Source organism: Bifidobacterium callitrichidarum (assembly GCF_003129905.1).
Taxonomy (GTDB): Bacteria; Actinomycetota; Actinomycetes; order Actinomycetales; family Bifidobacteriaceae; genus Bifidobacterium; species Bifidobacterium callitrichidarum.
In genome coordinates this window covers 86,699-98,866 of record NZ_QFFM01000008.1, presented here as the reverse complement: position 1 = coordinate 98,866, position 12,168 = coordinate 86,699, and the positions used below count along the sequence as shown (strand labels likewise).

The window sequence follows — 12,168 nt, the reverse complement described above, 5'->3', positions numbered from 1 at the left end:
TCAGGACAGCGTCTTGAGCTTGGTGTCCAGGTTGGCGGTGGCCTGGGCGGGGGTGATGGAGCCGAGTGCCACCTGCTGCAGCTGGGCGAAGGTCTCGGCGCGCAGGGCGCTGCGGCCGCTGGTGGGCCAGCCGAGCGTGTTGAGGTAGACGTTGCCGGTCTTCAGGTACAGGTCGTACGGCTCGGTGAAGGTCTTATCGATGTCCGGCGTGTAGTTCTTGGTGGCGGGGATCAGGCCGAGGTTGTCCTGGATGAGCTTCAGGCCCTCCTCGGAGGAGAGGAAGTCGAGGAAGGATTCGGCCGCCTCGAGCTTCTTGCCGCTGATCTTGGCGTTGATGGCGTAGCCGGAGTCGGCGGAGCCGGGGGCGAACGGCGTATCGCCCTTGTGCAGCATCGGCATCCTGCCGAACGCGAAGTTCAGGCCGGCGTCCTTGAACGTCTTCACATCCCAGTAGCCGGAAGGCATCACGGCAAGGCGTCCGGCGGCGAATTCGGAACGGACCTGGTCGTCCGCGAGGCCGGTGACCTCGGAGCCCATCACGCCTGCGCTGAAGAGCTTGGCCCATTCCTTGTAGTACTTGGTGTAGCTCTTGGCGAACGTGGAGTCACCGTCGCCGATCTGCTGGTCGATGCTCTTGGACTGCTTGGAGGAGTCGTAGCCGATCCAGCCCTCCACCAGGGCGCCGAGGCCGGCCTTGGGCTCGAGGTACGGCTTGTCCACGCCGGCGTCCTTCAGGGCCTTGAGCATGTCGATGAACTCGTCCCAGGTCTCGGGGATGGTGTCGTAGCCGGCCTTGGCGAGCAGGTCCTTGTTGTAGGCGTAGGCGTTGGTCCATGCGGTCACGGACATGCTGTAGACCTTGCCGTCGATGGTGGACTGCGCCTTGTTCGTGTCGCCGATGCGGTCCATGAACGATTCGTCGGTCAGGTCCTTGGCCACGCCGTTCTTGACCAGGTCGTTGAGCTGCTCGGGCGGGGCCACGTACACGTCGGCGAGCTGGCCGCCGGAGATGCGGGTCTGGAGCGTCTGCTGGTAGCCGGCCTGCGCGCCATTGGTGGTGCTGAACTTGATCTTGATGTCCGGGTTCTTCTTTTCGAAGGCATCGATGATCGGCTGGTACAGGTCCTGGGTGTTGTTGGCGAAGAACGAGAGCTCGGTCTTGCCGGAGGCGGAGCTCGACCCGCAAGCGGCCAGGGACGCGATCATGGCGACGGCGACGCCCGCACCGATCAGTGATTTCAGGGACTTCATGGGAGGTTTCCTTTCTTCAGGGCGAGCTTGCGCCAACCCACCGGCATTGGTGGATTTCGCCTGCCCGTCAACAGTTATGGATTTCTTGAGGGGAATGACTGCTGTGTCATCCCTCTATGTTGTTGTTTGTTGATACTATCGTATGGCTGTTTTTGATGTGTTTGTTTGCTTTTCCTGCTTACGAATAGTGAAAAATTGCTTTTGCATTATGGGAGGAGAGTCGGCCTTTCCGCTGTTATGTGCGTTCACGGCATGTCTCCTTCGCTTGCCTGGATCCCAATGGGCCGCATCGGCATATCGGGAATGGATGACTCCAGTATCCCGCCTTGATACTGTTCTAACAACCATTCGCAGACCATATATTTGCTTGGTTTTCTGCATTTGACTGTTACGGAGACTACCCCTCAGTCGGCTTCGCCGACAGCTCCCCTGACAAGGGGAGCCAAGAATGGGGGATGCGTCAGACTTCGGGCAGCATCATCATAAAAAGGCCGGTTCCCCTCGGAGGTGGGGAACCGGCCGAAATCAGACGCGCTGGCGGTCATGAGGGCCGCAGGCGCCTAGCTTGCACGGAGAGCGGTCGGGCACGTCACAGCACGTGACGGTTGGCGATCTCGTCGGCGAACAGGTTCGCCTGGATGTGGCTCGGGTCGAGCCTGACGGCGTCCCGCAGGAACTCCGCGGCCTTGGCCTTGTCACCGTTGCCGATGTTGGCCAGACCCATGAGGTACAGGCAGTGGATGCGGTTCATCTTCGTGTAGTCGTTCTCGAAGATGAGGAAGTCCGGCAGCGAGACGGCGAAGTAGTCGATCTTGACCTTGTCGTCGAGGTGCTGCTCGCCGTAGTCCAGCAGACGGTAGAAGCGGGCGTTGGCGGGGCCCTCCTCACCGAGTGCCTTGTGGGCGAGACCCTGGAAGAGAATCATCTCGGCGGGCTGGTCATTGTAGTACATGGCGCCCTTCACCTCGTCGGGACCGATGGTGGCCTGGCGGAATTCGGCTTCCGCGGCCGTCTCGTCACCAAGGTGGCGTTCCACCACACCGAGGTAGTAGTGGATGTCGTTGTCCTTCTGGCCTTCGAGCTTGCCTTCGCCGAGGTTGTGCGGGTAGGACAGGGTCCGGGTGAGCAGGTCCTTGGCCTTGGCCCAATCGCCGGCGGCCATGGCGTCCTTGGCGAGCAGGGTCAGTGCGATGCGGTACTGGCCGGTGATCTTGCCTTCGCCGCCCTCCCACGGGTGGAAGCGGCGCTGGCCCATGAGCTCGTAGGCCTTGGCGTAGTTGCCGGTCTGGTTGAGCACGGTCAGGTATTCGATGTACAGGTCGTCGCGTTCGGCCACCACGTCGAGATGCTTCTCGAACTCCTCGAGACGCTGGGCGTAGGTCCAGCCGACCTTGCGATGCAGCTGGTCGAGTTCCAGGAACACGCGGGCGTCGGATTCGTCGAGGCGGTAGGCCTCCTCGATCTCACGGCCGGCGGAGGCGGCGTCGCCGCGCTTGTTGTAGTAGGCGAGCGCCAGGTTGCGGTGCACGGTCGGGAATTCCGGGTCGCGGTCGCGCGACTGCTCCCACAGGGCGATGGCCTTCTCGGCCTGGACCTTGTCGTAGTACAGGCAGCCGAGGTAGTACGGGGCCTTGGCGCCGTCCACCACTTCGATGGCCTTCTCCAGGGGCGCGATGTCCTCCAGCTTGTTCGGGAAGCAATAGTCGCTCGGCGCGGCTTCGGCGGCATCGAACGCGGCCTTGGCTTCGGTTTCGCGGCCCAGTTCGGCGAGGTAGTAGCCCTCGTAGTACTTGACCATCGGCTTCGACTGGTCGGCCTTGGCGAGCAGGGACAGGGCCTCCTCGTAGGCGCCGAACAGGGCGTAGTCGCGGGCGGCCTGCAGGTAGTTCTCATGGAAGCCGCGCATGAGGCCGGCGAGTTCGGCAGGATCGGCGCCGGCGATCACGCGCTCGTTGCCGGAGACGAAGTCGAACTCGTCCACCTTGAGGTTCTCGGCGAGCGCCGCGGCGGCCTCGTCCGTACGGCCGAGCCTGCGCAGCACGTACGCACGCAGTCCGCGGGCCTTGATGTTCATGGTGTTGCGGGTCAGCGCGTTGTCCACGTACTCCAGCGCGTCCGCGAAGTCACCGCGGCGGGCGGCGATGGCGGCCATGTAGAAGAAGGCGCGCTCCTTTTGCGTGTCGTCCCAGGTGGCCTTGAAGAAGGCGTCGAAGGCCTTGTCATACTCGCCCTGGTAGAAGAGGGCCAGGCCGAGGTTGTAGTGCGGTTCGGAGTCGTACGGCTGGGTGTTGTGCTTGGTCAGGCGCTTGATGGCGGTGCGGAAGTGGGTTTCGGCGCACTTGAACACGCCGCGGCGCAGCTGCAGTCGGCCGTAGGCGTTGTTGATGCGGGCGTCCTCCGGGTCGCGCTTGAGGCCTTCGAGGTAGTACGGGTCGGGCATGTAGGTGGCGTGACGGTACTGCTCGAGGTGCAGGCCTGCGAGCAGCAGCTCCTCGTTGGTGGCAATCTTCTCGGGCTCGTCGGCAGCCTTGGCCGGCTCAGGCAGCTTCTCGATCTTCTTAGGTCTCGGGGTGTAGTCGATGAGGACCTTGCCGTCCGCGTCGGCCACGGTGGCGGTGATTTCGGTGGCCGGCACGTCTCCGGTCTCGAATTCGGCCTTGACGATGTCGTTCGGGCTGATGGTGCCGGTGTAGGAGTACAGCGTCCTGCCATCCTCGGTGGTCACGGCGACGGTGGCGTTCTCGTACACGCTCGTGGCGTACACGGTCACGCGGCCCTGGCCGGCCTTGAGTCCCTGCGCCTCGATGCCTTCGGTCTCGCCGGCGGCGCCGAACGTGTCCTCGGGGCCGATCTCCAGGTTCACGGCGGCCTTGATGGAGGCGTTCTTGACCTGGCCGACCTGCTTGTACGGCATGAAGTACTGGGTGAAGGTCTTGCCTTCGTACGGCTTGAGCCAGGTGAAGTCTGGCTGGTTGTCGGTGAACACGCCGGTCATGAGCTCCACGTACGGGCCGTTCGCATCGGTGAGGTTGCGGTCCCAGGCGCGGCCGAAGTCGCCGTTGCCCCAGGTCCACTGCTTCTTGCCGGGGCTGACGTGGTGGTCGGCCACATGCAGGATGCCGGCCTGCTCGCCGAAGTCGTAGCCGCCCACGAAGTTGTAGTCGGAGTGCGCGGCCATGTAGGAGGTCGGCACCGGCACGTTCTTGTAGCGGCCGATGTCCACGCCCTCGGAGTAGTCGTGCTTGTAGTAGGTGCCGGTGGCGATCGGGTAGCGGGAGACGTCGCGCTTGCCATGGTCCATGACGGCGATGACGTCCGGCGGCATCACGGTCTTGGTGTGCTGGTTGACCGGAACGGCCGGGTTGGCCCACCACAGGAAGGTCTGCGGCAGCGAGGTGCCGTTATACAGCTGCGCGGAGATCTCGATGTATGCCTTGCCGGGGTGCAGGGCGATCTTGGTGATGACCTGGGTGCCGTACATCTGGTCGGTGTCGTGGCACAGCACGGCCTTGCCGCCGTCTGCCAGCTCCTCGACCTTGTAGTCGACCGGCAGGTAGGTGGTCGGGCGGTGGTGCTGCGGCCAGTTGAATTCGATGCCGCCGGAGATCCATGGGCCGGTCAGACCCACAAGGGCGGGCTTGATGACGTCGTTGCGGTAGACGAAGTCGTAGCCGTTGGTCTTGTCCTTGGCGTACTGGATGCGGCCGCCGAGCTCGGGCAATACGGTCACTTCGAGGTACTCGTTCTCGATGATGACGGCCTTGTAGTCCTTGTCGTGCTTCTCGTCGCTGATGGTCTCGATGACCGGGTACGGATAGACGCGGCCCGAGCTGCCCTGGTAGACGCGCTTCTCGATGAACTCCGGGTTCTTGTCCGCGGCGCCGATCTCGTAGGTCGGAATCGTGATGACGGTGTCTGTGATGGTGACGGCCATGATGTGCTCCTCCGTTGGATGCTCATGCTGGTTACGTAATGTGTAATCCATTGATTACTTGCTTACAGCCTAAACCCGTTTTTCTGCGCATTCTAAAGTTTTCCTGCCATGTCATAGAGAAAAATTGCGCATGCCGAAGTCTTGTGGATTCATTAGGATGAACACATCCGGACGCATCGCCGCACAGGGCGAAGACGGCCGTGCGGCGCGAGAGGTTGGAGGCACCTATGAAACCGGCGGAACGCAACATCAGCGATGAAGGTTCGGAGTTCTATATCTATACACCCAGCAAAACGGCGTTGCACACCTTCCTGTATCCGATGCGCACGGGCCTGTTCCATTACGAGGCCGGCTACCGGCAGGAGCGCAGCTCGTTCGACAGCTTCCTTATCATGGCAATACGCAGCGGCTCGTTCATCATCAATACGAAACAGGGCGAACAGCAGGCCCGGAAGGGCGATTTCGTGCTGCTGGACTGCTACGGGCACCACTCGTACGGCACTGACGAGGATAGCGACGTGCTGTGGCTGCATTTCGACGGCATGATGGCCCGCCCGTACTTCGAGCTGATCAACAGTCGGCTCGGGCCGGTGTTCTCCCTCAGGGACCCGAACTACGCGCTGACCCGCATGTCGAACATCTATGAGACATTCCATACGGCGTCGCGCGTGAGCGAGGCGCAGATGGCGAAATACATCACGGATATCCTCACCGAATTCGCGATGGCCGCCTCCGACAGCGACACCACCGTTCAGCGTCAACCACACGTCATCGAGGACGTGCTCGCCTACATCTCCAATCATCTGAGCGATCCGCTGCCCATCGACGAGCTGGCGGCGCGCGCGTTCATGAGCGAATACCATTTCATCCGCGTCTTCAAGAAGAAGACCGGATACACCCCACACGCCTATATCGTGGACGCGCGCATGCACGCCGCAAAGTACCTGCTCATCAATTCGAACATCCCGCTGAAGCAGTTGTGCGAGGAGTGCGGCTTCACCGACACCAGCACGTTCTGCGCCGCGTTCAAACGCAAGAACGGCGTCTCCCCCATCGAATTCCGCAAGCAAAGCGAGATCGGACGGTGATTCCCATGGAACGCATCGATATCACGGATAGCACCGGGCATGGCATCAGCACAAGCGTGACCGATTACGGGGCACGGCTGATGGCGGTCATCGTGCCGGATCGCGACGGCAATCCGACGAACGTGCTGCTGGGCCTGCCCACGGTTGATGATTACGCGGCCGACGACTGCTATCTTGGCGCGATCATCGGTCGTAACGCGAACCGCATCGCCCGCGCGCGGTGCGTCATCGGCGGCGAAACCCACCGATTGGCTGCCAACGAGGACACCAACAGCTCGCACAGCGGGCCGGACGGTTACGAGCATCGCCGCTGGACCGTCATCGAACATGGACGGGGCTCCGTGACGTTGGCGCTGACCTCGCCGGATGGCGACCAGGGATTCCCCGGAACGATGGACATCCAGGCCCGTTACGGCGTTGCCGGAAACGCACTGGACCTCGTCATCGACGCGGATTGCGACCGGACCACCATCGCCAACATGACCAACCATGCCTACTGGAACCTTTCGGGCGAGGGCAGCGGGGACATGCTGGATCAGGAATTGCAGATCTTCACCGACCGCTTCTGCCCGACCAATGAGCGGTTCATTCCGTTGCCCCATGCACCGGTCGAGGGCACGGCGATGGATTTCCGTGCGCCGCGTGTAATCGGCGAGGCCCTGCGGTCGGGGCTCGATACGGGCGATGAGCAGATTCTTGCCGCGCGCGGATACAACCATGCGTTCGTGTTCGAGGACGCCGCAGGGCAACTGCCGGGAGCTGCCACACTTGAGCTGAGCCGGTTGGACGGGAGCAAGCCAGACGGACCGGGCCATCCTGATGCACCAGATGCATCCGGCGCATCAGGCAGCCCGCGCGAGCCGGCCAACAGCAACGGCATGCGCAAACTGGCGAGCGCGTACAGCCCGCGCACCGGCATCCGCATGACGCAATACGCCAACGCCCCGGCCGTGCTGTTCTACAGCGCCGGATTCATGGAAAACGTTCTCGGCACCAGCGGGCATACGTACGGCCCATCGGCCGGTTATGCCCTGGAGCCCGGCTTCGTGCCGAACTCCATCAACGACCCATCCGAGCTCTCCCCCGAGTTGCCCGCCGGACAGCACTACCAGCTCCACATCCGCTGGGAATTTGAGACCGAGAATCCTTCTGCGCAGCAGATGTTCCGTACTCGCAATAGAAAGCAACAAGGGGCCGACTGACTTGACGCAGCCACGCGGACCAGTCTCACGCAACGTACGACAATCGTTCTATGACTCACACGGAGAAGCAACGCACGCCGATTCGGCAATGTGGATAACTTCGGAAGCTGGAACCACATAGGTCCATTCGGCTGGACACCTGAAGCCGGCTCCTTATACGGTGACCACGAGCACGCCAACATCACCGGCAAAGGAGCCCTCATGCCCACGCACCCCGACGACAGCACGTATGACAATCGTCATACATCAGAGTATGATAATGATGTACAACTCAACATCGAGATTCATCCGCATGCCCTGCAGACGCATCATCTCACCCGCGAGCAAATCGAATCGGCATTCGACACGCGCCTTGGACCGGCAAAGATTCGGTGGCGCGACCGCACAACAGAACCGCAAAGATGGGCGGTCATAGGATTCGACCAGCAGCGCAGGCCAATCGAACTGGTTTACGTGAAGACGGCGGACCCGGAACCACTCGTCATTCATGCGAACTATCTCACCAAAGGATTCTTCACGGAACGGAGCCGAGCATGAAGCAGTACATAGCCGAAGATGGCACGCCGATCACCGACGATATGGTCGACCACTGGGCACAGGAGGCGGAAGACGGCTTCCCGAATTCGATACTCACGCGGGAAGATGACCCGTTCCCTCCAAGCCGAGTCGATATGAAGGCACACACCATTCGTATGCCGGACGAACTGTGGAAACTAGTGGAGGCGGCGGCTCAGGCCAAAAAAATCACGCCAAGCGAATACACCCGGCAGGCACTTGGACAAAGTCTCGTCCAAGCCGGGCTTACCCGCGATCAGAAAATCCTCATCTACGCACAAACGCATCATCTGACGAGGGAAGCAGCCATTGATGAGTTGCTGGACAAGGCACTGGCGTAAACATAAATAAATAATCGACTGCTCCGTTGCCGATTCAATCGCATCGTACGGAAACAGTCGATTATTCGCCTATTCACCACCGAGAAGTTCAACGGTTTACTTGGCCGCGTATTTGCCGGCCAGCTCGTCCAGGCGGGCGGCGAAGCGGGGCCAGTCGGTTTTCATGGCGGTCAGGAGCTTGCGGTTCGGCACATCAGCGATCGGGATCCAGCAGATCTCCTTGCTTTCGTCGTCGTTGGCCTTGGGCTCAACGGTGTGGCCGGGCTTCTCGAACGCGAAGACGGTGGTGTACGCCCACGGGCCGTGATCCTCACGGTAGGAGCCGACCACCTCGATGTCCTCTGGGGTGATGTTCGCTTCCTCGTAGCTTTCGCGCAGCGCGCCTTCGATGGGCGATTCGCCGTCCGCCGTGGCACCGCCGGGGATGCCCCACGTGCCGCCTTCCGCGCTCCATGCCGCGCGGTGCTGCATCACCACGTCCATCACCTTGCCGGTGGACGGGTCACGGCGGGCCAGCAGGATGCCGGACGCGCCGTTGGTGCCCCAATGCTTGCGGCCGCAGGCGCAGTCCACCCAACCGTCGCCGGGCTGGTGCACGTTCTCGACGGGAGGCAGGTTATCCTTGCCGGCCGCCGGGATGCCGGCTGCGTCCGCCGCCTCGGGCGCGCTTTCGCCGCGCTTGACGTTCCACAGGTCGGTCCAGTCCACGCCAAGTTCACGGGTCAGCTTGCGCAGGAGCGGCAGGCTGATGCCGATGATGCCGTGCGGGTCGCCTTCGATGCCGTCGATGAACGCGCCGCCGAAGCCTTCCAGCGTGAACGATCCAGCCACTTCCAGCGGCTCGCCGGTGGCGATGTACCGCTCGATGTCCTTGTCCGTGAAGTCGCCGAACTTCACGACGGCGTGGCTGGCCCCGCGTGCCACGCGGCCGGTGGCGAAGTCGATGACGCAGTGGCCGGTCCACAGTTCGCCGCTGGCCCCACGCATTTTACGCAGACGTTCGCGCGCGACTTCGGCGCTGTGCGGCTTGCCGTAGCATTCGCCGTCCAGCAGGAACATCGAATCGCAGCCGATGATGAGCGGGCCGACCGTGGCGCGCGTGAGCCCCGGCTGCATGGCGATGACGTTGGAGATGGGCTCAGTGACGGTCGGCATGTCCACGCCGGAGAAGTCGCGGGTGGTGGCGATGCGGTCCTTGGAGTAGTCGATGGACTGCGATTCGTTCGCGGCGGCTGGCGTGCCGGAACCAGAACCGGACTCAGCGGCATCCTCGGCCTGCACTTCGGCGGCACGCAACGGGTAGGCGATCACACGCTCACCGGTCGCGGCGGCGGCCGTCGCGGCCACGTTGCGGTAGGCGCGGTGCACGGCCTGCGCCTTGGCCTCGGCCAGAATCATCACCCGCTGATCGACGGTCAGCTCATCGACCGCCGCGCCGGCGGTCTTGGCGGCGGTCTCCAGCGCGGCGGGCTCATCCACATGCGAGACACGAATCGTGGGGCAGATGCCGGCCGCATACAGCACATCACGGCGCGGCTTGGACTTGGACGCAAGAATCAGCGGAATGGACATTCAACCCTCCTGGCTTAGGTTCACTACCTTGCATTGTATGGATTGGCGCGGGCATTGGTCCCGGCCGCATCCTTACATCTTCGACACGCCCGGATGTAGTTCCGTGCAACGATTCGCGAGCCTTGCACGTATATACCTGTGAACGCGATGAAAGGGAGACAGTCATGGGTTGGTTCACGGCGGCACGGCGAGGCGGGAGCAGGCGTAACGGTACGCCTGCCGGGACCTCCGATGCTGCTGACGCCCGAGCCAACGCACACGTTACGCCCGCCGACACGGCCCGGCCCGCCGGAGTCACCGGCGCTGCCGATGCCCGCACCGAAATCCCTGTTGGGACCGACGAAGCTGCCGAGATCCGCGCCGCAACCGACCGGCGACTGATCCGTGCAATCGTTCGCCATGGTTCACAGGAGGCGGCCGACCAGTTGGTGCGCGCGTATTTCGATGACGTGTGCGCCCTCATCTGGCGCACGACCGGCGACCGCGACCATGCGCTCGACCTCACGCAGGAGACGATGATCGCCGTCCTGCGGGCGCTGCCTACCTACGACCCCGGCAAGGCATCGGTGCGCACCTGGATGTACGCCATCGCCTCACGCAAGGTGATCGACGCACGGCGGGCGCATCGTGTCACGACCACACCTCTGGACCCACAGCCCAGCATCGGCGGCGGTGACACCGTTGGCAATGCCATCGCCAGCGGCGCCGCCAAACCCGTCGCCGGAGCCGGACAGGCGCGGGACCCGGCCGAATCGCAGGCCGATGCCGATCTGCTGGCCCGCATCGAGACGTTCGTCTCCCGATTCGATGCCGGCACCCAGGAGATCTTCCACCTGCACACGGCCGCAGGGCTCACGTTCCCGCAAATCGCGCAGGCCCGCGGCGAGCGCACAGAGGCTGTGAAGGCCCGCTACTACCGACTTATCCAAGCGATTCGAAAGGAGTTCGGCGATGAACGAGCAGACTGATCGCAACACTGCCACGGATTCCGGCACTCGTGACAACGGTGGCATCCGCGCGGTCGGCGCCACTGCAGATGCCGTCAACCGTGCCGCCGATCGAGGTGATTTCGACCGTATGGAATCCCGCATCATGCAGGCCATGACGGCACGTATGGCGGCCGCGGCAATCACGGACGAACCCGAGTTCGGAGCGCGCTCGGCTGTCGGCATGAGCAATGTCATCATTGCCAATATGTCACACGCCGGCAACGATAACAGCGGCACTGCACGTGATGTCCACGTCCTGCACGCTGCCGACCCGAACAACGGTCCGGCAAACACGACGACCAGCGAAGCCGTCAATGCCGCCATTACCAGCGCCTTGGCCGCTTCGCCGCTGCGGCGCGAGCAGGCAATTGCGGCGGCGGTCCGAGCTGGGGTGCCCAAGCGCGTTACCCTGTGGTCCACACTGCGTGAGGCGCGCGGCTCCCTGCGCCTGCGGGACTTGTTCTTCGGCGCATGGGATTGCGTGGCGGTAGCCCTGGTGATGACCGTCGCGGTGTGGCTTATTCCGTTCCTGCGGATACTGTCCGACGGCGTTCGCGTCTTCACCGACCCCGGCACCCTGTACGCGAGCATGTTCCTAGCCGCGCCGTTCCTGTACGAGGCCACGCATCTGCTGGTGCGATGGCGCGAGCACGAACAGCGCACCGACGAACTGCTGCGCACGATGCGATGGTCGTTCGTTCGCCTGTGTGCGCTGCGCATGCTGGTGGTTGGCGCGGTGGCGGCCACGCTCATCGTGGCGTACGGACTGTGCGTCAACGAAGTCGGCATGCAGATGGGATTCGTCGGATCGGGCAGCGTAACCAACGGCACGACAGGTGCGGCAAGCGCACCCGGAGCGACCGGCTTCGTCATGACGACAAACGCTCCGGTCTCCCGGTTCTCACTGGTGACGCTGCTGGGCGTGGCGTTCAGTGCGCTGTTCCTTTTCGGCATCGCGCAGTTGGCGGCGGACGTGCGCTGCCGCTGGCCGTGGTCGATGATTGTGGTGCCGGCCGCATGGGTGGCGCTGGGAGTGGTGCTGCTCACTTGGCACGACTCATTGTCCCCGCTGTTGACCGGCCTGCCGCCGATGGTCGCGCTGGTCACCGCCGTAGCGACGGGCATCGCCTACTTCGCAGCGATGAACCGATTCGTGCGCCGCTCCCCCGCCGTCGCACGGTTCGCCTGATTGTCACGTCTGACTGCGCCAAAACCAGAATTGGCTCAATACCTTTA

At 63.0% G+C, this 12,168-nt stretch carries 9 protein-coding genes; 6 read left to right on the top strand and 3 right to left on the bottom strand.

Features of this window, described 5'->3' with window-relative positions; genetic code table 11:
• Both DF196_RS05045 and DF196_RS05040 read right to left on the bottom strand, forming a co-directional pair.
• Positions 1-1,251, bottom strand: coding sequence for an ABC transporter substrate-binding protein (locus DF196_RS05045; RefSeq protein WP_109056796.1), 1,251 nt, complete (start codon positions 1,249-1,251; stop codon positions 1-3).
• A gap of 589 nt (positions 1,252-1,840) precedes the next feature.
• Positions 1,841-5,185, bottom strand: coding sequence for a tetratricopeptide repeat protein (locus DF196_RS05040; protein ID WP_109056795.1), 3,345 nt, complete (start codon positions 5,183-5,185; stop codon positions 1,841-1,843).
• A 227-nt stretch (positions 5,186-5,412) separates the two neighbouring features.
• Here DF196_RS05040 and DF196_RS05035 point away from each other — a divergent pair, with 227 nt between their 5' ends.
• The 4 genes from DF196_RS05035 (at position 5,413) to DF196_RS05020 (ending at position 8,371) form a co-directional block, all read left to right on the top strand.
• Positions 5,413-6,273 carry an AraC family transcriptional regulator gene (locus DF196_RS05035; RefSeq protein ID WP_109056794.1) on the top strand — a complete coding sequence of 287 codons (861 nt, stop codon included), beginning with the start codon at positions 5,413-5,415 and terminating at the stop codon, positions 6,271-6,273.
• Positions 6,274-6,278: 5 nt separating this feature from the next.
• Positions 6,279-7,475 (top strand): aldose epimerase family protein, encoded by a 1,197-nt coding sequence (locus DF196_RS05030; protein WP_109056793.1) that lies wholly within the window; start codon positions 6,279-6,281, stop codon positions 7,473-7,475.
• Positions 7,476-7,676: 201 nt separating this feature from the next.
• Positions 7,677-8,012, top strand: a complete 336-nt coding sequence (locus tag DF196_RS13670; RefSeq protein ID WP_206603780.1) for a hypothetical protein — start codon at positions 7,677-7,679, stop codon at positions 8,010-8,012.
• On the top strand, positions 8,009-8,371 hold the full coding sequence (locus tag DF196_RS05020; RefSeq protein ID WP_109056792.1) for a hypothetical protein: 363 nt from the start codon (positions 8,009-8,011) through the stop codon (positions 8,369-8,371). The genes DF196_RS13670 and DF196_RS05020 overlap by 4 nt, the downstream gene beginning before the upstream one ends.
• Positions 8,372-8,467: 96 nt before the next feature.
• On the opposite strand, the gene DF196_RS05015 is transcribed toward DF196_RS05020, so the two are convergent.
• Positions 8,468-9,943: a Maf family protein gene (locus DF196_RS05015; RefSeq protein WP_109056791.1), complete on the bottom strand. Its 1,476-nt coding sequence runs from the start codon at positions 9,941-9,943 to the stop codon at positions 8,468-8,470.
• Between the two features lie 164 nt (positions 9,944-10,107).
• Here DF196_RS05015 and DF196_RS05010 point away from each other — a divergent pair, with 164 nt between their 5' ends.
• Together DF196_RS05010 and DF196_RS05005 are read left to right on the top strand one after the other, a co-directional pair.
• Complete coding sequence (locus DF196_RS05010) at positions 10,108-10,911, top strand: RNA polymerase sigma factor (protein WP_109056790.1); 804 nt, start codon at positions 10,108-10,110, stop codon at positions 10,909-10,911.
• Entirely contained in the window at positions 10,895-12,121 is a 1,227-nt protein-coding gene (locus DF196_RS05005; RefSeq protein ID WP_109056789.1) for a hypothetical protein, read from the top strand. The genes DF196_RS05010 and DF196_RS05005 overlap by 17 nt, the downstream gene beginning before the upstream one ends.
• Positions 12,122-12,168 lie beyond the last annotated feature (47 nt).

Coding starts and splice junctions, on each gene's coding strand:
- DF196_RS05015 (WP_109056791.1), bottom strand. CDS start 9,943: ATGTCCATTCCGCTGATTCTTGCGTCCAAGTCCAAGCCGCGCCGTGAT.
- DF196_RS05005 (WP_109056789.1), top strand. CDS start 10,895: ATGAACGAGCAGACTGATCGCAACACTGCCACGGATTCCGGCACTCGT.
- DF196_RS05030 (WP_109056793.1), top strand. CDS start 6,279: ATGGAACGCATCGATATCACGGATAGCACCGGGCATGGCATCAGCACA.
- DF196_RS05045 (WP_109056796.1), bottom strand. CDS start 1,251: ATGAAGTCCCTGAAATCACTGATCGGTGCGGGCGTCGCCGTCGCCATG.
- DF196_RS05010 (WP_109056790.1), top strand. CDS start 10,108: ATGGGTTGGTTCACGGCGGCACGGCGAGGCGGGAGCAGGCGTAACGGT.
- DF196_RS13670 (WP_206603780.1), top strand. CDS start 7,677: ATGCCCACGCACCCCGACGACAGCACGTATGACAATCGTCATACATCA.
- DF196_RS05035 (WP_109056794.1), top strand. CDS start 5,413: ATGAAACCGGCGGAACGCAACATCAGCGATGAAGGTTCGGAGTTCTAT.
- DF196_RS05020 (WP_109056792.1), top strand. CDS start 8,009: ATGAAGCAGTACATAGCCGAAGATGGCACGCCGATCACCGACGATATG.
- DF196_RS05040 (WP_109056795.1), bottom strand. CDS start 5,185: ATGGCCGTCACCATCACAGACACCGTCATCACGATTCCGACCTACGAG.